This is a genomic window from Sphaerothrix gracilis Ecp01 (assembly GCF_030405905.1).
Lineage (GTDB): Bacteria > Cyanobacteriota > Cyanobacteriia > Phormidesmidales > Phormidesmidaceae > Sphaerothrix > Sphaerothrix gracilis.
Window position 1 is genome coordinate 27,761 of sequence record NZ_JASATW010000005.1, and the last position, 24,557, is coordinate 52,317.

At 53.7% G+C, this 24,557-nt stretch carries 22 protein-coding genes; 14 read left to right on the top strand and 8 right to left on the bottom strand.

Annotated features, from left to right (window positions below):
- Positions 1-40: 40 nt before the first annotated feature.
- Positions 41-1,255, bottom strand: coding sequence for a 2'-O-glycosyltransferase CruG (gene cruG / locus QJQ48_RS06510; RefSeq protein ID WP_346290402.1), 1,215 nt, complete (start codon positions 1,253-1,255; stop codon positions 41-43).
- Positions 1,256-1,274: 19 nt separating this feature from the next.
- Positions 1,275-2,219, bottom strand: coding sequence for a gamma-carotene 1'-hydroxylase CruF (gene cruF / locus QJQ48_RS06515; protein ID WP_346290403.1), 945 nt, complete (start codon positions 2,217-2,219; stop codon positions 1,275-1,277).
- Positions 2,220-2,479: 260 nt separating this feature from the next.
- On the opposite strand from cruF, the gene QJQ48_RS06520 reads away from it, so the two are divergent.
- From QJQ48_RS06520 to QJQ48_RS06560, 9 genes are all read left to right on the top strand, one after another.
- Positions 2,480-3,649 carry a F420-0:Gamma-glutamyl ligase gene (locus QJQ48_RS06520; protein ID WP_346290404.1) on the top strand — a complete coding sequence of 390 codons (1,170 nt, stop codon included), beginning with the start codon at positions 2,480-2,482 and terminating at the stop codon, positions 3,647-3,649.
- A gap of 48 nt (positions 3,650-3,697) precedes the next feature.
- Positions 3,698-4,945 carry a GNAT family N-acetyltransferase gene (locus QJQ48_RS06525; protein ID WP_346290405.1) on the top strand — a complete coding sequence of 416 codons (1,248 nt, stop codon included), beginning with the start codon at positions 3,698-3,700 and terminating at the stop codon, positions 4,943-4,945.
- A 57-nt stretch (positions 4,946-5,002) separates the two neighbouring features.
- Positions 5,003-5,428 carry a Holliday junction resolvase RuvX gene (ruvX, locus tag QJQ48_RS06530; RefSeq protein WP_346290406.1) on the top strand — a complete coding sequence of 142 codons (426 nt, stop codon included), beginning with the start codon at positions 5,003-5,005 and terminating at the stop codon, positions 5,426-5,428.
- Positions 5,429-5,466: 38 nt separating this feature from the next.
- Complete coding sequence (locus QJQ48_RS06535; protein ID WP_346290407.1) at positions 5,467-6,030, top strand: DUF3727 domain-containing protein; 564 nt, start codon at positions 5,467-5,469, stop codon at positions 6,028-6,030.
- 66 nt (positions 6,031-6,096) lie between these two features.
- Entirely contained in the window at positions 6,097-7,176 is a 1,080-nt protein-coding gene (gene mltG, locus QJQ48_RS06540) for an endolytic transglycosylase MltG (protein ID WP_346290408.1), read from the top strand.
- 61 nt (positions 7,177-7,237) lie between these two features.
- Positions 7,238-7,756 (top strand): YqeG family HAD IIIA-type phosphatase, encoded by a 519-nt coding sequence (locus QJQ48_RS06545; protein WP_346290409.1) that lies wholly within the window; start codon positions 7,238-7,240, stop codon positions 7,754-7,756.
- 228 nt (positions 7,757-7,984) lie between these two features.
- Complete coding sequence (proB, locus tag QJQ48_RS06550; protein ID WP_346290410.1) at positions 7,985-9,103, top strand: glutamate 5-kinase; 1,119 nt, start codon at positions 7,985-7,987, stop codon at positions 9,101-9,103.
- 186 nt (positions 9,104-9,289) lie between these two features.
- Positions 9,290-10,591: a threonine synthase gene (gene thrC, locus QJQ48_RS06555; RefSeq protein ID WP_346290411.1), complete on the top strand. Its 1,302-nt coding sequence runs from the start codon at positions 9,290-9,292 to the stop codon at positions 10,589-10,591.
- 132 nt (positions 10,592-10,723) lie between these two features.
- Positions 10,724-10,999, top strand: a complete 276-nt coding sequence (locus QJQ48_RS06560) for a MoaD/ThiS family protein (protein ID WP_346290412.1) — start codon at positions 10,724-10,726, stop codon at positions 10,997-10,999.
- Positions 11,000-11,060: 61 nt separating this feature from the next.
- On the opposite strand, the gene QJQ48_RS06565 is transcribed toward QJQ48_RS06560, so the two are convergent.
- On the bottom strand, positions 11,061-11,531 hold the full coding sequence (locus tag QJQ48_RS06565; protein WP_346290413.1) for a GNAT family N-acetyltransferase: 471 nt from the start codon (positions 11,529-11,531) through the stop codon (positions 11,061-11,063).
- Between the two features lie 85 nt (positions 11,532-11,616).
- Between QJQ48_RS06565 and QJQ48_RS06570 the strand changes: the two genes are divergently transcribed.
- On the top strand, positions 11,617-12,492 hold the full coding sequence (locus QJQ48_RS06570; RefSeq protein ID WP_346290414.1) for a DUF72 domain-containing protein: 876 nt from the start codon (positions 11,617-11,619) through the stop codon (positions 12,490-12,492).
- A gap of 24 nt (positions 12,493-12,516) precedes the next feature.
- On the opposite strand, the gene QJQ48_RS06575 is transcribed toward QJQ48_RS06570, so the two are convergent.
- Positions 12,517-12,744, bottom strand: a complete 228-nt coding sequence (locus tag QJQ48_RS06575) for a DUF4327 family protein (protein ID WP_346290415.1) — start codon at positions 12,742-12,744, stop codon at positions 12,517-12,519.
- A 457-nt stretch (positions 12,745-13,201) separates the two neighbouring features.
- A complete protein-coding gene (pdxA, locus tag QJQ48_RS06580) occupies positions 13,202-14,248 on the bottom strand; it encodes a 4-hydroxythreonine-4-phosphate dehydrogenase PdxA (protein ID WP_346290416.1) in 1,047 nt (348 codons plus the stop codon).
- A gap of 174 nt (positions 14,249-14,422) precedes the next feature.
- On the opposite strand from pdxA, the gene petM reads away from it, so the two are divergent.
- Both petM and QJQ48_RS06590 read left to right on the top strand, forming a co-directional pair.
- On the top strand, positions 14,423-14,527 hold the full coding sequence (petM, locus tag QJQ48_RS06585; RefSeq protein ID WP_346290417.1) for a cytochrome b6-f complex subunit PetM: 105 nt from the start codon (positions 14,423-14,425) through the stop codon (positions 14,525-14,527).
- A 76-nt stretch (positions 14,528-14,603) separates the two neighbouring features.
- Positions 14,604-15,566, top strand: a complete 963-nt coding sequence (locus QJQ48_RS06590) for an SDR family oxidoreductase (protein WP_346290418.1) — start codon at positions 14,604-14,606, stop codon at positions 15,564-15,566.
- Between the two features lie 28 nt (positions 15,567-15,594).
- Here QJQ48_RS06590 and QJQ48_RS06595 read toward each other — a convergent pair whose 3' ends face one another.
- Entirely contained in the window at positions 15,595-16,881 is a 1,287-nt protein-coding gene (locus QJQ48_RS06595; RefSeq protein ID WP_346290419.1) for an ABC transporter ATP-binding protein, read from the bottom strand.
- A gap of 69 nt (positions 16,882-16,950) precedes the next feature.
- On the bottom strand, positions 16,951-19,464 hold the full coding sequence (gene gyrA, locus QJQ48_RS06600) for a DNA gyrase subunit A (protein ID WP_346290420.1): 2,514 nt from the start codon (positions 19,462-19,464) through the stop codon (positions 16,951-16,953).
- Between the two features lie 252 nt (positions 19,465-19,716).
- Here gyrA and QJQ48_RS06605 point away from each other — a divergent pair, with 252 nt between their 5' ends.
- Positions 19,717-20,118 (top strand): response regulator, encoded by a 402-nt coding sequence (locus QJQ48_RS06605; RefSeq protein WP_346290421.1) that lies wholly within the window; start codon positions 19,717-19,719, stop codon positions 20,116-20,118.
- A 278-nt stretch (positions 20,119-20,396) separates the two neighbouring features.
- Here QJQ48_RS06605 and QJQ48_RS06610 read toward each other — a convergent pair whose 3' ends face one another.
- Entirely contained in the window at positions 20,397-21,245 is an 849-nt protein-coding gene (locus tag QJQ48_RS06610; RefSeq protein WP_346290422.1) for a tetratricopeptide repeat protein, read from the bottom strand.
- A gap of 407 nt (positions 21,246-21,652) precedes the next feature.
- Between QJQ48_RS06610 and QJQ48_RS06615 the strand changes: the two genes are divergently transcribed.
- A complete protein-coding gene (locus QJQ48_RS06615) occupies positions 21,653-24,481 on the top strand; it encodes a PAS domain-containing sensor histidine kinase (protein ID WP_346290423.1) in 2,829 nt (942 codons plus the stop codon).
- Positions 24,482-24,557: the final 76 nt, after the last annotated feature.

Below are 24,557 nucleotides of genomic sequence, written 5' to 3' on the forward strand. Positions count from 1 at the left end.
AGGGACAGACCAGATTTGCCCCGGCAGACAGGTCACGTCCCTACCCTTGCTCAAACCCGGCATAGCTGCGTCCGCGCCACTGGGTCGGGGTTTGGATAGACGAGATATAAATGCGATAGACCGCCAGCAAATCGGCTAGGGGAGACAGCCAAAAAGCCCATTTCCCCTGGGCTTGGCTTAGGTCGTAAGACGGCGCGATCGCCAGCATTAGCCCTAGCCGTATCACAATCAGGCTGAGATTTAGCCCTAGAGCGATCGCCAGCGTCACGGACTGCCCCCCGAGTCCCCAGACAATGCCTAAAACGGGGGCTAGCAGCCAGGGCAGGCCCTGCACAGCCGAGAGAAACCACAAATCGCCCCACTTCTGGGCCGCAGAGGCGGCGTCCTTTAAGTCCAGCGATCGCCCCCATTCCTGCCAGGTTTCTTGGGCGCCTTCATACATCCGCACCTGCAGCAAATTAGCGCCGTCGAGAAAGCCGACCTTAGCACCCCGCGCTGCCGCCTGCCGGGCCAGGGTGACATCGTCACAGAAAGACTGGCGGGCGCTGCTATAGCCATCCATTGCAGCTAAAAGCGATCGCCGACAGAGAAAACACTGGCCATTGGCCATCACTCGTTCGGGCGGCGCGAAGCGGCTACCGGCTGGGCCAAAGCGATAGATCAGTGTCATCAGCAGCGCGGGCTGCAGCCACAGCTCACCGGCCTGCTTTAACACAAATTGCGGTGCTAGCGAGACTAAGTCATAGCCCTGCGCCTCTGCCGCTAGGACGAGTGCGGCCACTAGCCCTGGCTGTGGGCGAGTATCGGCATCAATGCCTAAAATCCAGCGGCTAGCTGCCGCGCTGTGACAAAATCCTGTGTGTAAGGCCCAAGGGCGACCTACCCAGTCAGGCGGCAGCGGCTCATCGTTGAGCAGTCGCACTCTCGGATCCTGGGCGGCAATCTGTTTGACGAGATCGGGGGTACCGTCTTGAGAACTGCTATCGACGACTAAAATCTCTCGCACTTCATAGGTCTGCCGCCTTAGTCCGGCTAGGCAAGGGCCAACCCGATGGACTTCATTGAGGGTGGGGACGATGATGCTGACAGCGCCTAGCAGATCGAGCGTGGGCCGCTGAGGCTGGAGGGGCAGTTGGCGAGTGGGGCCTTGCAGCAGACGTCCCAATAGCAGCGCTGCTGCCGGTAGCTGGTAGGCCAGTATCAGCAGCGCCAACGCACTGGCCTCGACGACGAATCCTTCTAAACTACTGAGCAAAACAGCAAACTCATCAAGATTACTTGTGAGGTACAGCGCCAACTGGCGGGGGCACCTCTTCGGGGGCCAACGCCTTGTCAACATTACCCTGCCACTGAACTGGCTCCGGTGTCACCATGTACCAGCACAGCACCGCCGGAACGGCGCCCGCAGCCAGCCCCAATAATACCGGAATAGTAATCCCCGAGCCTAAGCTCATCAGCATGGCAAAAGCAAAATTAGCCAGATAGACAATTAGAGGCGTTGTTAGCTGCGATCGCGTTAGGCGCTGTACTGACTGCTGTCCGCGCCAGAGAAAAGCTGCCACGCTCATAAACAGAGCGCCCGTACCCAGCCAGCCAGCAAAATTCTGATAGGGCATTCCGAAAAAAGCCCCCGGACGATGCCAAAACCAAAAAGGCATCGCAGTCTGACTCATGGCCGGATCCAACACAAAGTCCCAAGAGGTCAGCAGCCCAGCCCCTAGCAAAATGCTGCCTACTTGCCAAACACCAGTGGGAATCCACAGGCCGTCTCGCAGCCGCTGCTGACAGGAGAGTCCCGAACGGGCTAGCAGGTAAGCCGAAAAGCCCAAATAAAACCAGGACAGCGGAATTGTGAAGGGCACCAGTCCGGCAATCTTATAGCCCAGTCCGTTGAGATAGCTGTAGTGGCCAAACGGGAAGCCAGTGCTGGTGCCCAGCAGCTCGCTGCTGAGGGAAAGGGTAATTGCGGGAACAAGAAAAGCCAGTAAAGTCCGCGTTCCCAGCAGGCGATAGCCGTAGAGAGCCACCGCGATCGTCCCCAATACGATGTAAACAACCCCGCCACCGGCCATGCTCCAGCGAAACATCAGCGGCCCCGCCGGAATGTTGGCTAAAAACTCAGGGTGGGGCATCACCCACAGCAAACCTGCTAATCCGAAGGCCATAGAGACAACATGTCCCCACAGGCAAAACCGCTCAATCGCTCTCAATCGATTCATTACAAGTCCCCACATCACACTGCCCTGAGGCTAGCTTTTGTCTGCAATACTTTTTGTTAGAGAAAAGGCATTTCTGAAAATCCTCCCTTAGATTATAAGTTTTGTAAACAGGCTGTGGGGGGATTTAGCCATTTTGCCGGGTAGGGCGGAGGCAACTAAAGCAACGGTCTGGCGAATCAGAGACAGAATTTTTAGCAGGAACGCCCCCATCGTTCTATAGACTCTTGATCAGACTCTGTGTCGTTCAGTGAGGAAATTCGGTGACTGCGGGAATAGTGCTTTTGATTATTGTGATTGTCGTTGTGGCCATAGCGGCGATCGCGGTTGAGCTGCAGTATCGGCAGCGACCGGGAAATGCGCTGGCATTTGCGGCGGGTCAGTGGAATTTAGAAACCTATTCTCCGCACCACTACGTCATTGTGGGCGAGCCGCAGCTGATCAATCAAACGCGATCGCTGGAAATTATGGTGCCAGAGGTGACGGTGGAAGCGACTTTGCTCTCAGGGGAGTCTTTGAGCGAGGTGACGCTGCAAACTCGGCTAGTCCCTCGTCACCCGGATGCGCCAGCCCGCGCTGATGACTACTGGTTCGGCTACATCGTGAAGGTGGGTAAAACCACTCAGATGGAAATCACTGTTGATATTCAGGGGCCTAATCTCAGCCGGCTCAAAGCGCTGTGGCTCAAAGTCCACTATCTCACCTACGGCCCTCAGGGGCGCATTCCCAAAACCGGGCATGTGGTTGTGCCGCTGCAGTTTCCCGCCCCTGATGCCACTCCTCACTGGCGCGGTACTCCCGTAGCCGAGCGTCTACCTGTGCCGACCCATCTGCTGACCCACCTAGATGATCCGGTGGCGGTCGTCAAAAGATACGTCGTGCCCCATGCCAAGCCAGGGGACATTGTTACTTTGGGAGAAACCCCCGTCGCCATTATGCAGGGGCGCTGGCGACATCCCTCTACGGTACGGCCTGGCTGGGTGGCCCGGCGGCTGTGCTACTATTTCATGCCCACCTCTAGTTTGGCGACTGCCTGCGGTATGCAGACGCTGGTGGACATTGTCGGCGCTGGGCGCGTCGTCTATGCGTTTGTGGTGGGGGCGATCGCCAAAAAGTTTTTGGGCAAGCCCGGCCTGTTCTATCAGCTCGCCGGGGAACAGGCCCGCCTGATCGATGACGTTACAGGCACCTTGCCCCCCTATGACCAGTTCATCGTGCTGGGGCCACAGCAGCCACAGCAGGTAGTAGACGCTATCCTTAAAGAAACGGGTTTAGAAGCCGCCATTGTAGACGTCAACGACTTGAAAGCGGTTAAGATATTGGCAGCGACCTCTGGTGTTAATTCAAACATCCTGAGTCAGGCCCTGATTGATAATCCGGCGGGCAATGCCGATGAGCAGACGCCGCTGGTGCTGATTCGTCCTAGCGTTTAGGGCTTGTAGCCTTCGGCCTCGCCTAGCTCACTCACCCTCACTCATCCTATGCCTTCACACTCTCACAATGTCGTGATTCGTCCCATTCAGTATCGGGATTTGGATGCGCTGGCAGAATGCGGTGAAGGCACCCTGGAGTCAGGCGATCCGGTTGACTCAGCCACGACCAGCCAGTTTCTTAGCCAGGTGCGGCAGTGGTACGGCCCGCTCAAGTTTTTAAGCCTGTTTCCCAATCCACTGCAAAAGCTGCTTTCCGTCTACGTCGCTGAACGTGAGGGTAAAATCTGCGGCATGATCCAGGTGGCTCCGTTTAACCACACCCGCAGCACTTGGGAAATTCAGCGCGTTGCAATCAATCTGGCGGCGGGTTCTAGTTTTACCGTTGTTGGCTCCCAGCTACTGCGCTACTGCTTTGAAAAACTTTGGGAAGCGCGTACCTGGCTAGTAGAAGTCAACGTTAATAACAAATCTGCTTTAGGGCTGTACCGTCAAAATGGCTTTCAGCCGCTAGCCCAGGTTACCTACTGGTCGATTTCTGCTGACGTACTGGCAGAACTGGCCGCTCGCGAACCCGATTTGCCCAACTTGCTGCCCATCAGCAATGCTGATGCCCAACTGCTTTACCAGCTCGATACGGCTGCAATGCCACCTCTGGTCAGACAGGTTTTTGACCACCAGATTCAGGACTTTAAGACCAACCCGCTGCAGTCGATGACTCAAGGAGTCAGCCAGTGGATGAATAAAGCCGAGGTGGTTAGCGCCTACGTGTTTGAGCCGCAGCGCAAGGCCGCTATCGGCCGTTTTGAACTACGGGCCTGCCGCGACGGTTCGCGGCCCCACTCGGCTCAGCTCATTGTGCATCCGGCCTATACCTGGCTTTATCCAGAACTGCTGACGCAGCTAGCTCAGGTATTACGGGCTTATCCCAGCAATGAATTGCATCTCTATTCACGGGACTATCAGCCAGAGCGAGAAGAATTTTTTGCCCAGATTGGTGCTGTCCAAATTGAGCACGGACTGATGATGTCTCGCTCGGTCTGGCACAAGCTGCGCGAATCTAAGACTCTCTCCCTGGAGGGACTCCAGCTTCCCGACGTGCTGCAAGGACTCCAGCCTTCCGGCAAACCTATACCCGGACGAATTACCTGGGCCGCCGATCCGGCTCTGCCCGAAACTAACCGCCACGAGTATCAGGCGGGCCAACAGGAGCGACCGAGCGTGCCTAGCGAGCCAGAGCGCTCTGCAGCCGAGGAAACCGCTGGCGATCGCCCCCTTTCCCAGCCTGAAGGCCGCTAGCTGTTATCGTTAGTTTTGGTAAGCCGGAGAGAATTCTGGCTGAGCGCGACATTTTTTATGATTTCAGCTTTGGGGCTAGATATTGGACGGAAACGCATTGGCGTGGCTGGCTGCGATCGCACCGGATTGATTGCCACCGGCTTAACCACTTTAGAATGTCGCTCTTTGAACGAAGTGACTGAGCGGCTGCAGCGGTTAGTCCAGGAACGCTCAGTAGAAGTTTTAGTGGTCGGTTTACCGTATTCAATGGATGGTAAGCTGGGCTTTCAAGCTAAACAAGTGCAAAAAGTGGCCCACCGCTTAGGCCAAGCGCTACAGCTCCCGGTAGAGTTCGTCGATGAGCGACTCAGCTCTGTGCAAGCAGAGCAGCTCATCTTGGCGGAACGCCGCTCTCCGTCTCGTAACAAAGCGCTGATCGATCGTAAGGCGGCAGCCATCATTTTGCAGCAGTGGCTTGATCACCGTCGCGCAGCGGCAACGTAGCCAGTTTTCTAGCCTGGGGCCAGCAAGGAGTTTTTTTCATGGCGGATGAAGCGAATGAAATGCAAGAGGCAGAGGTAATCTTGACCGATGCGGCAGGGCGATCGCTGCCCTGCTTCATTGAGCAGACCATTCCGGTCGAAGATCAAGAATATTTGCTGTTGATTCCAGCCGATGCTCCCATTGAAATTTTTATGTGGCAGGCGGACCCAGACAGCGACGACGAAGATGAGGTGCTGGTTGATATTGACGAAGCCGATATTGACGCCCTGTTTCCCACTGCCCGCGCCGTCCTGGCTGAGCAGGACCTGATTTTGCAGCGAACGGCATTGACCCTAACGGCAGCCGGTGAACTGCCGGAACCGAATGACGAAGACTGCTTTACGCTAGAAGTTGACGAAGAGCCGGAACCGCAGACCGAAGAATTTCAAATTTTGACGACTTTCTTTCACGAAGATCAGGAATACACCCTCTGCACGCCGCTGGAGCCGCTGCTGTTTTTTGCAAAAGAAAATGCCAAGGGTGAGATTGAGCTGGTTTCTCCCGAAGAATTTCAGCAGGTTCGTCTCCAAATTGAAGATAAGCTGTTCGACGTTTTAGACTAAAATGTCGGCGTCTCAACTCCAGGGTGACACCAGCAAATTTTCTAGAGGGATCATTTAGGTACCGCTATGAAATCACGGGTCTGGAAAGGGCTGTTCTATTTGCTTTTACTGCCCGCCGCGATCGCGTTTAGTGGCTGGCAGGGCTGGTCTTGGTGGAGCTGGGCGACCGACCCAGTAGAAACGCCTTCTGCCGCAGCCGAGCCGATTGAGGGCCAAGAGGCCATCCAAATTGAAATTCCCATTGGCACACCCAGCCAGCAAATTGGCCGCGATTTAGAAGCCGCGGGCCTGATTCGCTCCTCTACTGCCTGGAATCTGTGGACACGCTGGCAGCTTTTGCGTCAGCCAGAGGGGGGCTACCAGGCCGGTACCTATGTGCTCTCACCCACCCAGCCGCTGGAGGATATTGCGGGTATTCTCTGGGCCGGAGAAGTCGTCACTCGCAGCTTTACGATTCCTGAAGGCTGGAACCGAGAACAGATTGCTGCAGCCTTGGCGCAGGAGGGCTTTTTCCCTGCCGCAGAGTTCTTGCAGCTCACCGAAACCATTCCTGCCGAGCGCTATCCCTGGCTGCCCAAAGACATTCCTCATCTAGAGGGGTTCTTGTTTCCTGATACCTATCAGATTCCCGCCGAACAAATTACCCCGGAGGCGATCATGACTCTGATGCTCGATCGCTTTGAAAGCACAGCGCTGCCTGTCTATCAGCAGCAGCCCAACGCTATGGAACTGCTCGACTGGGTAACTTTAGCTAGCATCATCGAGAAAGAGGCAGTGGTGTCCGACGAGCGCTCTACCATTGCAGGCGTCTTTAGTAATCGGCTGGAAGCAGGCATTCCCTTAGGAGCTGATCCCACCGTTGAATACGGTCTTGGCATTCGCCAAACCCCTGAAAACCCGCTGACCTACGCTCAGGTGGAAACGCCCAATCCCTATAACACCTATCTCAACGCCGGACTGCCGCCTACCCCCATCGCCAATCCGGGACTTGCCAGTTTAGAAGCCAGCCTCAATCCAGCAGATACTGAGTTCCTTTATTTTGTGGCTCGCTATGACGGCACCCATATTTTCAGCCGCACGCTGCAAGAGCATGAGGCCGCTCAGATTAGAATTCGAGACGAAATTGATGCGCAATCGGCCAACTAGCAAAAATTTAGATCGCCCTTTCCCCTTACTCTTAGACGACTTTATTACTCGATAGAAGGCAATGTTTTGGATCCAGTGGCTACAGCCAGACTTAGTGCTTGACGGATCGGTTTTTCGACTGACTCCGGATCTGATTGAAAAACACAATCTGCAAGGGCTGGTTCTCGATGTAGATGAAACCCTAGTCCCCTTCAGCCAGGCTCAGGCTACGGCTGAGCTGCAGCAGTGGATTGAGCAGCTGAAGCCGCTGGTGAGCCTATGGCTAGTGAGCAACAACATGAACAGCTACCGGATTCGTCGTATTGCCGAGGTTCTGGAGGTGCCCTATATTACCGGAGCGGGCAAGCCCTCCCGGCGGAAACTGAGAAAAGCGACCGAAGCCATGAATCTGCCGACGGAGCGAATTGCCATGGTAGGCGATCGCCTGTTTACCGATGTTTTGGCTGGCAACCGTCTGGGCATGTTTACGGTGCTCGTCGAGCCGATGATGAACCCGGCCCAGGAAATACGCAAGCATCCTCTGCGCACATTTGAAGTTTGGATTTCCCAGCTACTGGGAGTTTCGCTCAAAACTCCCTAGGCTTAGCGCGGCAGTCGCGCTGCTGATACGTTTCTTTACTTTTATCTATCTAGCTAAATATGAAAAAAATATTATGAAATATTGGCTAGTGATTCTGGGGATAGGAAGATATAAGTATTCAACGGGATCAACCCGAATAAAGATCCTGAAATTTAAAAGCGAATTTATAGACCGGCAGGGCGTTGGCTTTCCCAAAAGTCAGCGCCCTCTTTTAATGCCAACCCTCTTATGCAGTTTTCCACATTAGTTGTCAAAATTGGCACCTCTAGCCTGACCCAATCCACTAGCGGCCACCTGGCTCTTTCAACAATTGCCAGTTTGGTAGAAACCCTCAGCTCCCTGCGCCAGCAAGGACACCGGGTTATTTTAGTTTCATCCGGCGCGGTAGGTGTGGGCTGTGCTCGCTTAGGACTCACGGAACGGCCCCGCTCAATCTCGATGAAGCAGGCCGTGGCGGCAGTGGGGCAGGGGCGGCTAATGCGAGTTTACGATGATTTGTTTACGACGCTGGGGCAGCCGATCGCCCAGGTTTTACTCACCCGCACCGATTTGGTGCAGCGATCGCGCTATGTCAATAGCTATCGTACTTTTCGCCAGCTTCTCCAGCTCGGCGTTATTCCCATTGTCAATGAGAACGACACGGTAGCGGTGGATGAACTTAAGTTCGGCGATAACGACACCCTCTCCGCTCAGGTTGCCAGCCTAGTGGGGGCTGACTGGCTGATTTTGCTCACGGATGTCGATCGGCTCTATTCTGCCGATCCGCGCTCCAATCCCGATGCGCGGCCTATCAGCCTGGTGGACAAAGTAGCCCAGCTAGCTGAGCTACAGGTGAAGGTGGGCGATCGCGGCACTAACTGGGGTACAGGCGGCATGGTGACGAAAATTGAGGCCGCTCGCATTGCTACCACTGCCGGTATTCGCACCGTCATCACCGATGGTAAAACGCCGCGCAACCTAGAAAAAATTCTGCAGGGTGCCGACATTGGCACCCACTTCGCCCCCCAGCCTCAGCTCCCCAATGCTCGCAAGCGCTGGATTGCCCACGGCCTAGTGCCTGCAGGCAAGCTTTACCTGGATGAGGGAGCTGTCAGAGCAATTGCGCAGTCGGGGCGATCGCTTCTAGCAGCCGGTATTACTGAAATTGAAGGGGAGTTTCAAAGCCAAGATGCGGTGCAGCTCTGCGATCGCGCAGGCAAGGAGATTGCGCGCGGGTTGGTGAACTATAGCTACCGCGATTTGCAGAAAATTCGCGGCCAGCGATCGGATAAGATTGCCGCGATTCTAGGCTATGACGGAGCGGAGACGGTGGTGCACCGGGATAATTTGGTGCTGAGTCCGGAATAGAGGGGATAGAGAGAGGTGACACTCTAAGCCTGATTATGGCTGCCCCTAAGGCCCAATTATCGAAACGCTCAGCCTAATCCCGACAAAAAAAGTCGGGTATGTTTGACGATGATTTTTTGAGCGTGATACTATCCAGCAAGTCGGTTAAAAACCACGTTGTTGTCTTGACCTAGCGCAGTTAGAACTATGACCCAGGCGATCGAAAAGCAGCTCACTGCTAAAACCACTTTCACCAACCTCAAATGCCGCGAGTGTGGTGAAACCTATGACCTCGGAGCCAAGCACGTTTGTGAAGATGTTTGCTTTGGCCCCTTAGAAGTGGCTTATGACTACGACGAAATTCGTCGCCGCGTCAGCCGCGATCGCATCGCTGCGGGGCCCAAGTCTATCTGGCGCTACAAAGACTTTTTGCCCGTTGCCGACAATCCCATTGATGTCGGCACCGGCATGACGCCGCTGCTCAAGACCAACCGTCTTGCCCGTCGCCTCGGTTTAAAAAATCTCTACATCAAGAACGACGCGGTCAATATGCCGACGCTGAGCTTTAAAGATCGGGTGGTTTCTGTCGCCCTCAGCAAAGCTAAGGAGCTAGGCTTTTCCACCGTTTCCTGCGCCAGCACCGGCAATCTAGCCAACTCGACCGCGGCGATCGCGGCTCATGCAGGACTAGACTGCTGCGTCTTCATCCCTTCTGATCTCGAAGCGGGTAAAGTGCTAGGAACGCTAATCTACAGCCCGACGGTGATGGCCGTTCACGGCAATTACGATCAGGTCAACCGGCTTTGCTGCGAAGTGGCTAACACCCACGGCTGGGGCTTTGTCAATATCAACCTGCGTCCCTATTATTCGGAAGGATCGAAGACGTTAGGGTTTGAAGTAGCTGAGCAGCTCGGCTGGCAGCTACCCGATCACATCGTTGCGCCTTTGGCCTCCGGTTCTCTCTACTCCAAGATTCACAAGGGCTTTCAAGAATTCATTAAAACTGGCCTGGTGGAGGACAAAGCGGTACGCTTCAGCGGTGCTCAGGCGGAAGGCTGCTCTCCAATTGCCCAGGCTTTCAAAGAGGGCCGCGACTTTGTCAGTCCGGTTAAGCCCAACACCATTGCTAAGTCTATTGCCATCGGCAACCCGGCAGACGGTATCTATGCCCTCGATATTGCCCGCAAGACCAACGGCAACATCGAATCTGTCACCGACGCCGAGATTATTGACGGCATCAAGCTGCTGGCTGAAACCGAGGGCATCTTTACCGAAACCGCAGGGGGAACCACCATTGCGGTGCTGAAAAAGCTGGTAGAAGCAGGCAAGATCGATCCCGATGAAACCACGGTGGCCTACATCACCGGCAACGGCCTCAAGACCCAAGAGGCCGTTCAGGGCTACATTGGCGAGCCGCTGACAATTGAGCCAAAGCTGGAGAGCTTCGAGCGTGCCCTAGAGCGCGCCCGCACCTTAGAGCGGCTAGACTGGCAGCAAACCTCCGTGTAACCCCCGTGAAGGATGAGCACAAGCGATATCCTCTGCTCATCCCCGCCATGTCCTAGTTATTTCCGCTGGGCATGCTTAGCCCACTCTGCGAGATCCCGTCAATTTTCGATTTTCTACCCTTCGTCTGAAATCATGGCTGTCAAAGTTCTTATTCCTACCCCCCTACAAAAGTTCACCCACAATCAGGCCACCCTCGAATGTAAGGGTGACAATATTGCCGAAATGCTGAACGACCTAGAAGCCAACTGTCCTGGCATTAAGGCCCGTCTCTGCGATGACAAAGGTGAACTCCGTCGCTTCGTCAATTTCTACGTCAACAGCGAAGATATTCGCTTTCTCGATGGCAAAGAAACCTCCCTCAGCGAGGGTGATGAGGTGAGCATCGTTCCGGCAGTTGCGGGTGGCTAATTGCTCCGGTAACTACTGCATCTAGGTCACAGCGCTGAAGCCATTCAGCGCTTTTTTTGGCTTATTTTTGCTGTGGATATTCTAAGATTTGTAGCGGCAGATTGAGCCAGCGAGCGGCCCAGCGCGACAGCCGAAATTTACGCTGAATGGCAGCGGGCATTGTTTCCCAACTGGCCGTCACAAAACCCAAGCGCTGGTAAAAATGTCCTAGGCGATCGCCCAAGCATTCCAAATACAAGGGCTGATTCGCCTGCTGAATCAAATGCTGGGTCAAATGCGTTCCTAAGCCCAGCCGTCGATGGGCCGGATCCACCACCAGACTGCCTAGCTCCTGCGCCTGCTCAAACTGCCTGAGCTGCCCGCAGGCTACCACCTGTCTTTGCTGCTCAATTAGCCAAAACTGCTGCCAGCGAAGCTGAGTTGGATCCAGCAGCGATCGCAGCACTAACCACCGAATTGCCCCCATATCCGCCGCGATCGCCCGCCGGAGGTGATATTCCCTGGGCAATTCTGGTTGCTTCACTATTTTCATCTACCCGCTCAATTGGGTTTGAATAAACGGCATACTGAATTAGCATAGGCTGGCTTCTTTTAGCTGGCTGCATCTTCTCTATAGAATGGCTGAGGCTTCTTTTTTCATCGGCTGTGCCGTTTGGGCTTATAAAGATTGGATTGGCGACTTTTATCCGGCAGGTAGCCGCCCAGGCGACTTGCTACAGCTCTACAGCCAGCGTCTGACAGCGGTTGAAGGCAATACCACGTTTTACTCAGTGCCCAGTGAGGCTATGGTGCAGCGCTGGGCTGCAGAGACACCGGCCAGCTTCCGGTTTTGCCTAAAGCTGCCGCGATTAATCACTCACCAGGGGCAGCTGAGTCCGAGGCTGCCGGAAGCGATCGCTTTCCTAAAGCGGGTAGCACCATTGGGCGATCGCCTTGGCCCCTGCCTGGCCCAGTTGCCGCCGAGCTATAGTCCTGCGGCTTTAGCAGACTTGAACAGCTTTATTGAACGATGGCCACACCAGCAAGTGCCCTTGGCGGTGGAAGTGCGTCATCGTGACTGGTTTCAGTCTAGTTATCAAACCCAGCTCAATCAGCTTTTAGCTAACCATAGAAGCGGGCGGGCACTGCTTGATAGCCGCCCGATCTACGACTGCATAGCCGACGGCAACCGCGATCCTCAGCTACACTCTGAGCGCCGCAAGCCACAGGTACCGCTACAGCCCGCCGTCACTGCCGATTTCAGCCTTATCCGCTACATCGGCCATCCCGATTTGGCCTATAACCAGTCGTACTTACAAAAATGGATTCCCCAACTACAGCAGTGGCTGAGTCAAGGAACCCAAATTTACTTCTTTGTCCATTGTCCAATCGAAGCCAAATCGCCTGCGATCGCTCGCCATTTCTATCAGCTTTTACAGCAGCAGGGAATCGTTAGGCAACCTTTACCTTGGCAGAAAATCAGTCCATCCCCAACACAGCTCAGCCTGTTTTAATCAGTCTGTTTTCAAGGGAATAGACTAATCGTTGTCCCAATCCTCTCGCCCCATCAGATCGCTAATCCGATCTCTGAGTAGAAAACCCCTCGCCTCCAGCTCAGCCTCAATCCCGGCCCATTCGCGAGCTGGAATATATTTGCAAAGCGTATAGATGGGCTGCTGGCGGCTTACAGTTCCTTTTTGAACTAGCTGACGCGCTTCATCTTGAATGAAGTCAATGGAATAAGAGTAAGAAAGTGATTGAAGCATAATTCACCCTGTCAAAAGACATCAGTGGAAGTAACGTGGCATGTCAAGGCTAACCAATCTAGCCCCAAACCCGATGGAAGACTTAGCGAAAGACTGAACTTCGAGAAGCGTTTCTGTAACAGATCATACTGTTTTTTTAGGCTGTTGACCGCTGTAAAGCTCCAGTTATTGTCTCTCCAAATCAATCTCTGGAGGATTAATAAATATTGTTAGTTGTTAAGCTGCCCAGACTGGCTAATTTTATGTCAATAACAGCTAAGACTTATGGAAAGGATCAGCTTCTCTTAATCTCTCAACAGCCTTAATTGAATCTCTCAATAACTTTAGTTGGGTTATATTCTTGCTTCTGAGCTGAGAAATTACTGCGAAGCCTCAGTGGTTTTGCGGGCAATTTGGCGGTGATTAAGTAAATTAAATCGCCTTTACAAAGTTATCAAATCCTATTTTCTATGAATTGCTAAACGGTCAGCGATCGCCGTTGGCGCTGCTGGCAAAGTTCAACTGCAAGTTCAATTGCCGCTGTCATACTGGTTGCTGCCGCCAGACCACATCCAGCAATATCAAAAGCGGTACCGTGATCGGGAGAGGTGCGGACAAAAGGCAAGCCGATTGTCGTGTTGACGGCCCGGTCGAAAGCTAGAAGCTTGACCGGGATCAGTCCCTGGTCGTGGTACAGGGCTAAATAAGCGTCATGAGCCGGCTGCTGGCCCATCCAGGCTTGTCCTGGTTTGACCCAGAGGGTATCTGGTGGGACGGGGCCATCTAGGGTGAGCTGCGGGTATCGCTGGCGCTGCTGGTGCAGCCAGGGCACCAGCCAGTCTTGTTCTTCGTGGCCGAGCTGCCCCTGCTCGCCGCTGTGGGGATTGAGTCCGGCGATGGCGATGCGGGGCTGACTTAGGCCAAAATCCTGCTGTAAGCATTCAATCAGCAGGTCAAGCTTGCGGCTCATCAGTGCCGGGGAGAGGGCTGTAGGGACTTGAGCCAGAGGAATATGAGTGGTGGCTAGAAGGGTGCGTAGCTGCCAACCGCTGTGAGGCGATCGCGCTACGAACAACATGCCAAAGCGATCGCGTCCGGCTCCCTCGGCCAGCAGCTCAGTTTGGCCCGGATAGGAATGTCCGGCTAGCTTCCAGGCTGACTTGGCAATGGGAGCGGTGACAATACCGTCGAAGTGGCCGCTGATGGTTTTGCGAATTGCCGTCTGTAAAGAACGAAAGCTGATATCACCGCTAGCGCCGTTGCCAACGCCGAGGCTGACTGCAGCCCTAACGGTAGCGTCGGCCTCAATCTCTAGCTGCTCAAAAGCGGCAGGATCGGCTAGCGACAGGCCCAACTGAGTTAGCCGCTCATAGGTCTGCTGCAGCAAAAAAGAGTTGCCGACTAAGGTGATCTCAGCCAGCGATCGCCAGCGGTTATCGGCCAGGGCCTTCAGTACTACCTCAGGGCCGATGCCGGCAGGATCACCGAGGGTAATTGCTAGTCGAGGACGGCGGCTAGAGGTCATAGCAAAGCAGATGGGTTTCTACGGGGATGGTGTTAAATGGCGTTGTCAGTTAAATCCAGCAGCAATCAGTTCTGGAGCGGCCCCAAACTGTTTTAGAATTGGTCTGCAAGTAAAGTTATTTTTCATCAGCCTCAGTTTAGGGCTGATTTAGCAAGAGGAGTACATTGACTCATTATGAGTGGCGAAATCTTTAATTCAGCAATCCTAGCGTTTTCTCTTATCTTGGTGGGCCTAGCTCTAGGCTTCCTAATGCTGCGGATTCAGGGCGGTGAAGAGTAGTCTTCGGGTTGGATCATGTCCGCTGGTCGAATAATCTGATATTCTTATAAAAGCAAAGTTTTGTTACATTTCCCTCATGACTTTACTCGTTGTTGGTGCCACTGGCACTTTAGGAAGGCAGCTCGTTCGCCGTGCCCTGGATGAGGGATACGAGGTACGGTGCTTGGTGCGCAGCTTTCAAAAAGCCGCTTTTTTAAGAGAGTGGGGTGCGACTCTGGTGCGGGCAAATTTGTGCAAGCCAGAAACTCTACCGCCTGCTCTAGAAGGGGTGACGGCTGTGATTGATGCCGCAACGGCCCGGCCTACCGATACAGCGAGTATTTATCAGGTTGACTGGGAAGGAAAAGTTGCTCTAATTCAGGCCGCCAAAGCGGCGGGCGTTGAGCGCTACGTTTTCTTCTCTATTCTCCATGCCGAGAAGTATCCTCATGTGCCGCTAATGGACATTAAGCGGTGTACGGAAAAGTTTTTAGCCGAATCAGGATTGACCTATACGGTTCTGCGTCCCTGTGGTTTTATGCAGGGACTCATTGGTCAGTACGCAATTCCCATTTTGGAAAAGCAGGCCGTTTGGGTGATGGGGGAAGCGGCCCCAATCGCCTACATGAATACGCAAGATATTGCCCGGTTTGCAATTAAATCACTGAAGCTGCCTGCCGCAGAAAACCGCGTCTTTCCAATGGCGGGGACGCGAGCCTGGGGTGCTTACGAAATTGTCCGCCTTTGCGAGCGTCTCTCTGGGCAAGATTCCAAGGTTTCGCAGATGCCTCTGGGGCTGCTAAAAAGCGTACGCCGCGTAGCTAGATTCTTTCAGTGGGGCTGGAACCTCTCAGATCGACTGGCCTTTGCCGAAGTGGTCGCCAGCGGCAAGCCGCTTGATGCACCGATGGACGAGGTATACGAGGCGTTTGAGATTGATCCGGCAGAAGTCACCACTTTAGAAGAATATCTGCAAGAGTATTTCAGCCGCATTATGAAGAAGCTGAAAGAACTTAACTACGAGCGCGACAAAGCTAGCAAAAAGAAAGTACCGTTTTAGCGCGAATTCAGCTGAACGGTTGAGCGGATTAGACTGGGCATATAGCCTGCTCGGTTTCTAAATCGAACAGGTGGATCTGATCGGCAGCGATCGCCAGCCAGAGCTCATCGTCGATTTTAACTGGCTGGCTACCGGCCAGGCGGGCCTGTAGCTGTTCGCCGGCCAGATCTGCCGTGATATAGGTTTCGTTGCCCAAAGCTTCCACCCGCACGACCCTGACGCAGAGATTCTTAGGGGCTGGCAGCCCAACTGTCAGGTGTTCTGGGCGAATACCCAGCAGAACCGTTTGACCTTCGCGGGCGCGCAAAGTTTCTTCCCAGCAGCCGGGCAGCGTCAGGCGAAACCGGGGATGGCTAATCACGGGCGAGCCTTTCACCTGTACGGGGATAAAGTTCATCGGCGGCGAGCCGATAAATTCGGCGACGAAACGGTTGGCCGGGTGATGATACAGCTCCAAAGGGGGGGCTACCTGCTGAATTTGGCCCTGGTTCATCACGGCAATGCGATCGCCCATCGTCATCGCCTCGGTTTGGTCGTGGGTGACGTAGATCGTGGTGATGCCTAGGGATCGCTGCAGGGCTACGATTTGGGCTCGCGTTTCAGTGCGGAGCTTAGCATCTAGGTTAGAGAGCGGCTCATCCATCAGAAATACCTGGGGGTTGCGAGACATGGCTCGTCCCAAGGCTACCCGCTGCTTCTGTCCACCAGAGAGCTGGCGTGGCATCCGGTTGAGCAATGGCTCAATCTGCAGCATTTTGGCTACCGATCGCACCCGCTGATCGACCTGACGCTCTGCCTCAGAAAGGTACCGCAGTCCTTTAGGCAAAACCCGCGTGAGGGCAACTAGGGCCGACTCCCACCAGGCTGAACTCACGGCGTCCTGCTGCCTGCTATTTGCCCCGGTTGCCAGCGACATCCGCCGCAGCCCAAAGGCTAGATTGTCATAAACCGTTAGGTGAGGATAGAGGGCATAGCTTTGAAACACCATAGCAATATCGCGCTGCTTGGGGGGGAGCTGGTTTACCAGGCGATCGCCCACCCGAACATTGCCTGCTGTCAGGGTTTCCAGGCCGGCAATCAGCCGCAGTAGGGTACTTTTACCGCAGCCGGAAGGCCCCACTAACACCATAAACTCACCGTCTGCCACCGTCAGGCTGATGCGCCGCAGCACAGCGATCGCCGTCGTTGAGTTGATCTCTGTCGCTATGGCAGCCTCGCTGACCAGCGGTATAGCTGGAACTTCCGGCCCAGCCGAGGGATCGCGGCGATGGCGGGGAAAAGTTTTGTAGATATTTTCTAGAACAACGGGAGCCACAGCAGATTTAGACGATGAGGTTGAATTTATTGTCGCCTGATTGTACCGAATTACTGAGTCAGGTAGGGGCTATTCGGCCTCAGCCGCTTCCACGAGTGAAGAAATCAGGGCGGTGACAATCTTCTCGCCTCTGGCCGGCTGCAAAATGCGCTGGCAGGGCGTGTCTTTACCCTGACGGGGCACATCGTCTGGCGCAATCTGAGCAGTGCGTCCTTCAGTGGTGCTGAGGGTCACCTGCGTTTCTGCTAGCACCGGCACCACTGCCGCTAGGCTGTCAGACTTGAGGCTAAACCGAAACGCCTGGGTGCCAATTTCACCCCGATTAGCCAACCGTAGGGCTTTAGCGGGTATCCGTTTGGCAAAGCCTAAAGCTGAAATCAGCAGAATCATGTCTGCATCCTGCACTGCTAGACAGCCGACTAGCTGCTCTTGCTTCCGTAAGCGCAGAGCCTTTGGGCCTTGGGCATTACGGCCCATGACCGGCAACTGCTCATCGTCAACTTTGAATTTGAGCAGCCGCCCCCCCGATGTTCCCAATACCAGTAAGTCCTCTACCTGGGCGAGCACCGCATACCGTAGCTGATCGCCATCCTTCAGCTTTAGCGCCGTCAGCCCCCGTCCGGTGAGGTGGGTGAACTCTGAGAGCGGCTGGCGCTTGATGCGTCCTGCAGTGGTTGTGAGTATCAGTTCCTTGGACAATGTGCTTTCGGTCAAAATGATCTGGGCCACGACGGCGTCTGGCTCGGCAGGCACTGAGTCAGGCAGCAGTCCTACCAGGGGCGTTCCCTTGGACTGGCGGGAGGTGGCGGGAATATCACCCACTAAAATCGTATAGGCTTTGCCCGCCTGAGTCAGCACCAGTAGCTCCTGCGTGGTCAGGGCTGACTCGGTTTGAATCGGAAAGTCGTCGGCTTCGCGTAGCGTAGCTATTTCATCGGTTTGCTGTCGGGCCTGCCGCCGTTGGAATGCCCGTGGAGACAGCCGCCGCACATAGCCGCGAGCGGAAAACTCTAGGACTACCTCTGTTTCAACTTCTTCCGCCACAATTTCAGCTATGAGCTGCTTTTCTTCGGCTCGCTCTGCCTCGGTTTGAATGCGGGTACGTCTGGGATCGCCAAATTTTTTCTTTAGCGCTCGCAGCTCTTTCTTCAGCGACTTCAGCAGTTCCTGACGATTAGACAGCAGCTGCTGCAGCTGATTCATCCGCGCAGTCAGTTCTTCGTATTCCCGCTGCAAATTCTGCTGTTCTAGGTCAGTGAGACGGCGCAGCGGCATGGCTAAAATAGCATCGGCTTGGCGATCGCTGAGGTTGAACCGTTGCTGTAGCTGGACTTTGGCGGTGGTACCGTCAGCCGCCTGCCGCAAAATATCAATCACCGCGTCTAGATTGGCTAAGGCAGCGCGCAGTCCTTCAACTAGGTGTAGACGACTCTCAGCTTTATCTAGCTCGTGTTGATACTGGCGGGTGAGGGTTTCTTCGCGGAAGTTAAGAAAAGCTTCTAGCAGCGATCGCAGCGGTAGCTGGCGGGGCTGTCCCTGGTCTAGGGCTAGCAAAATAGCGCCAAAGTTGCTCTGTAAAGGGGTGAGTTTATAAAGCGCATTGAGAACAAGCTGGGGCTGGGCTTCCCGCTTGAGTTCGATGACGACACGCATGCCCTCGCGATCGCTTTCGTCCCGGATATCAGAGATGCCGTCAATTTTGCCGTTATTGACTAAATCAGCAATTTTCTCAATCCAGCCCGCCTTGTTGACCTGATAGGGCAGTTCCGTAATGACGATAGCATTGCGCCGCTGACGGCCCCGTCCCGGATGAATCTCTTCAAAGGCAGCGACGCCGCGCATGGGAATGCTGCCGCGTCCGGTGCGGTAGGCTTCTCGAATGCCCTGGGTACCTACAATTTCGCCGCCGGTGGGGAAGTCTGGTCCTGGAATTAGCTTAAATAGCGCATCATCTGTCAGATCGGGGCGATCGATGAGCGCAATTAGACCGTCAATCACTTCCCCCAGATTGTGGGGGGGAATATTGGTTGCCATACCCACAGCGATGCCGGAGGAGCCGTTGAGCAGCAAATTAGGCAGTTGCGAGGGTAGGACAATCGGCTCCTGCTGCGAGCTATCAAAGTTGTCAATAAAATCAACGGTGGCCTCGCCAATTTCTCCCAGCAGGGCCTCATAGCCAACCGGGGCCAGCCGGGTTTCGGTATAGCGCATGGCTGCCGGTGGATCGTTGTCTACGGAGCCAAAGTTGCCGTGCCCGTCCAGCAGGGGATAGCGGCTGGAAAAGGACTGCACCATCCTGACCAAGGCATCATAGACCGCCTGGTCGCCGTGGGGATGATACTTACCGAGTACGTCCCCCACCACGCGGGCGCATTTGCGAAAAGGCCGATCTGGGGTCAAGCCTAGCTCGTACATAGCGTAGAGAATGCGGCGATGGACTGGCTTCAGGCCATCGCGTACGTCAGGCAGGGCCCGTCCGACAATCACGCTCATGGCATATTCTAAGTACGATCGCTGTACTTCAGAATGCAGGGAGGTGACGATAACCTGACCGGGAGAAGGCTGATTGAGCTGCTTCGCCATGAGCTGTTTTCCTTGAAAATTAATCTAAAATCCGAATCGACTGTAACAATGCTGTAACTTATATGCAGAGCAGAAAAGTGACAAGACTCAATCCGCTAGCTAAGGCTGAACTTCACAATTGATTCTGCTATTGGGCATCTATCTCAGTACTACCCGGGACGAAGGGTGAATCCTTCAGGGGGCGCTTGAACGAATCCATTCATGCTGTTTTTGCCTGTCTGACCTTTCCTATCTCTTTGATTGCAAAGCTCTATGAAAACTGTTCTGATTGTGGAAGATGACATGATCAATGCCCGCGTCTTTTCCAAAATTTTGACTAAGCGCGGTGGCCTGGCAGTGAAGCACACCGAAAATGTCGAAGAAGTAATGCAGATTGCCCATAATCAGGAAGCCGATATTATTTTGATGGATGTGTCGCTGGCACATAGCGTCTATCAGGGCAAGCCTGTAGACGGTATCACAATTACCCAGATGCTGAAGGCCAATCCAGCAACGGCTAAGCTTCCCGTCATTCTGGTGACCGCTCACGCCATGGATGGCGATCGCGAGAACTTTCTTCAACAGAGCGGGGCAGATGGCTATATCTCCAAACCTGTTGTTGACCACCAAAAGTTTGTAGACGATATTCTAGCCCTGCTGCCGAGCGAAGACTAGCCAGAGCTGGTGCGGATAAGTACACTTGTACGACTAGAACTGAATTTTAGCAAGCCTAATTTTCAAGGTACGACTCTGATACTGTCAAGAGCCTTACGGACAAGGATCAGGAAATAGGGCAGGAGAAATTAAGTCAGAAGCCGTTTTGAGTTTTGCATGATGGACCTCAAGCGATGAACTGATTTCAACGCTCAGACCTGAAAGCTCAAAATTCAAAACCGCTTCCTACACTTTGCCCTAACCTAGTCGGTACAGCCTGTTTAGAGGAACTAAATAGCCTAAAGCTGGGCAAGCAGGGCGCGCATGGCTGGAACTTCAAAAAACTGCTGGGTGGCGCTGAGTAGCTGTTCGCCCCAAAGATTTTCCTCTAGAAAGGCAAGATCAGCGTAACGGCTATCGCGCTCTAGGGCTTCAGTTGCTAGATTAATAGCCGCTTCCCGTTGTCCCTGATTGTAGAGAGCTACGGCGATCGCTAGCTGAGGCTCAGATTCTTCGGCAGCGATGGCCAAAGCATCTTGCCAATGCTGAATAGCGTCTGCCGGTCGGTCCATTTCGTAAAGAACCAGACCGATATTGTTGATAGCAGGCCAGAATTCGGCCTCTTGCTCGGCTGCCTGCTCATAGCTGCTAATAGCTTTGTCATAGCGGCTGAGCTTGTAGTAGGCGTTACCTAGATCGAAGAGTGCCCCGGCACTATCTGGCTCAATGGCTAATCCTGCCTCTAGATAATCGACCGCCTGCAAATAGCGAGACTCCTGAAAAGAGGCTGTTCCCAGGGCAAACAAAACTGCTGAATTGTCGGGAGCTAGCCTTTGCGCTTCCTCAAGCGCGCTGATAGCGCTTTCTACCTGGTCAAACTGTAGATAGAGCGTGCCGAGTAGACCCCAGATATCTGCTTCGTTGGGGGCCAGTTGTACCGCCAGTTGCGCTCTTGAAAGGGCTGCCTGGTATTGTTGAAATTGAGCTAGCTGTGCTGCCTCTTGTGCGAGAAGCAAGCCCTCCTGCTGTAGCTGTTCAAAGTCTAAGGGCAGCGTGTAGGGAACAAGTGCTTGAGAAATAGCTGGTTTAGGAGAGATTAAGAAACCAGCAGCCACTAGACAGGAAACTAAAGAAATACGCTTCAGCACAGATTCAGCAACTCAAAATAACCTACTTGCAGCTAGCATAGCTCATCCCAAACGTTTTGCTGGTATTTTGTCACGGCCAGGTCTTGAACTAGGTAACACTACTACAGCTACAACTGCTGCTGACCAGCCCAAAGGCTCAGCCCCCAACCGGTAGCCTCTGCAGAGCAGCCAAGCCCCATCCTTCGAGCACTCTCTTTGCCACTGCTTCCCTGTGAAGTTGACACTGCTCTCCGTCAAGTTACGCAAACAGGTCAGGGCAAGAAACGGCATTTTAACGGTTGAAGACTTAGATAAAAAAATAGATGCTGGAATTAAACCGATAGCTGACGGAATTGGGGGCAAGCTTTTATGAGGTCATTGCGTAGGGTTTATTCAATTGTTTTTATTGCCGACTATAGGCACTTGATATGAATTCAGATGCATCTTCAAGGCCGTTTGAGTCTTACTGGCTGCAGATTGCTAAGGCGGTTGAACATGCCAGCGACGGCATTGTAATTGCCAATTGCGATCGCGAACTAGTTTATATCAACCCAGCGCTGGTAAATTTGCTGGGATATAGCTTGTCAGACCTCAAAGCAGTTGGCGGAGCCGACGCGGTTTATGAGGATGCTCAGCAGCTCCGCTCTATTCGGGAAACCGTAATGCAGCAGGGAAGCTGGGCCGGTGAAGCCCTGATTCGGCACCGTCGGGGCGATCGCCGGGTCGTTTTTGTCAGAATAGATACAATTCAGAGCGAAACCGGGGCGCTGGTCGGCTATGTGGCTCTGCATACGGATATTACTGCCCAAAGAGAAGCCCAGCAAGAACGCAACCTCCTGCTGCAGCGCCTATCGGCCCAAAATCAGAACTTAGAGTCTTTAATTCAAGAGCGCACACGGCGGCTGCAGCAGCAGGCGCGAACCCTCAACACTATCCTAGAATCTTCGCTGGACCACATCTACTGTGTCGATCGCCGGTGTCGGTTCTTATATGCGTCTCGGGCGGGGGCAGCAGCTATGGGCCTGCAGCCGATGGAGATGATTGGCCGCACCCCTGATCAGGTCAAACTACCAAGACAGTTGGTTAAGCAGCTAGAGCGGCAAATTCGCGATATCTTTACCACCCAGCAGCCAGGCATCTATCAGTCAACCGTGTCTATGGTGACAGGCGATCGCGTTTTTGAATATGCCCTCAGCCCGATTCTGACCGAGGAAGCTGAAGTCGAAGCGGTGGTTATCAATGCTCGCGATATCACCGAATGTCGGCGGAATCAGGCTGTGCTCGAAGCTCTGGTTGCAGAAACTGCCAGTACGGTCGGAGAGGCTTTTTTTGCCGCTTTGGTGCGGCACCTAGCGCAAACGCTGGGCGTACGATATGCCACGGTTACTCAGCAGACTAAAGCAAATTTACTGCAGACAATTGCTAGCTGGCCCCGCAACGGAACGGACTGTGACTTTAGCGGGCCAATTATAGGCAGCCCCTGTGCGATCGCCCTGCAGCAAGGAGTTTACTGCTGCCCAGAAGAAGTGCAGCAGCAGTTCCCCGCTTGTCAAGTACTACAGCAGCTAGCGGTGACTAGCTACTTTGCAGTCGCAATATTAGACAGTGCCGGACAGCCCCTGGGTTTGCTTAGCGTGTTTGACGACAAGCCCTTTCCGTATTCAGAAATAGTTGAGAAGATACTGCACATTTTTGCCGATAGAGCCAGTGCTGAACTAGAGCGACAGCAAGCAACCCAGGCGCTGCGCTCAAGCGAAGAAAATTTTCGCGCTATTTTTGAGCAGGCTGCCGTGGGCATGTGTCGGCTCAATGCGGCAGGCTACTTTGTTCAAGTTAATCAGCGGCTGTGCGACATGCTCGGCTACAGCGAAGCTGAGCTGCTGCAGATGTGTTTTATGGAAATTACCCATCCCGATGATAAAGAGTTAGGACTTGACCTGCGCCAGCAGCTGAAAACAGGTGAAATTTCCACTTTTACACTCGAAAAGCGCTATTTGCGCCGAAACAATCAGATTGTTTGGCTAAAAATCAGCGTTTCCGCTGTTTCTAGAACTGATACTGAATTTTATTCTCTAACGGTTGCCGAAGATATTACGGCTCACAAACAGGCCGAAGCCCAACTGCAGCGCGACGAGGCTCGATTTGAGCGAATTGCTGCCAACGTACCAGGGGCGCTGTATCAGAGTATTCTGTGGCCAGACGGATACCAGTCTGTGCCCTACATCAGCGATCGCATCCAGGAAGTTCTAGAGCTGGAGCCAGAAATGATTCAGCAAGAGGCTTCTGTCCTCTGGGATCGAGTCCATCCGGAAGATCGAGTACTGCTAGAGGAGTCCATTGCCGTCTCGGCTCGACGACTCATTCGCTGGTCGTGGGAAGGGCGGTTTATCTCAGCGTTAGGCCGGGTGGTTTGGGTGAAAGGCATCGCTGAACCAGAACTTCAGCCAGATGGTTCTATTCTCTGGGACGGCCTGCTGATTGATATTAGCCGCCGCCGCCGGGCTGAAGAAGAAATTCAAAAGGCGATCGCCAAAGAGCGAGAGCTAAACGAACTCAAGTCGCGTTTTATCGCTACCACCTCTCATGAATTTCGCACCCCGCTGGCCGTGATTGCTTCCTCTGCTGGCATTCTCAAAGATTTTGGCAACAAGCTGGATGAGTCTAAAAAGCAAAAGCATCTCGATACGATTCAAACCTACGTACGCCATACAACTCAGCTTTTAGACGACCTGCTGTTTATCAATCATTCAGGGACAAATCAGCTAGCGTTTAAGCCTGAGAGTTTGCAACTGCTGCCCTGGTGTCATCAGTTAATCAAAAAAATGCAGGCAGAGGCGCAGCAGCATCAGATACAGCTTGTTATTGACGTTGACACAGCGGAGCAGTTAGCCCACAGCATTTGCTTAGACAAGCAGCTACTGGAGCGCATCTTGATCAATCTTATTAACAATAGTGTTAAATATTCGCCTGCCGGAACGGCAGTCAAAGTGCAGATAGATCTGCAGCCGGATCAAATCAGCTTCAGCGTTGAGGACAGCGGACACGGAATTGTAGAAAAAGATCGGGCCTATCTGTTTGAGCCTTTTTACCGAGGACACAATGCAGACCACATTCCTGGCATTGGCTTGGGGCTATCAATCGTAAAGCAGTGTGTGGAGCTACATCAGGGCCAAATCAGCTTCGTTAGCCAGACAGGCATCGGCACGACGTTTCGCTGTTCACTGCCTATGACCTTGTCAGAAAAAGAAAAGCCTTGAGCCGAATAGCTAACCCTGGCAGCGAGGTCAAAATTAAAGGGACAGCATTGCTGCTATCCCTCAGATTGGCTAAAAA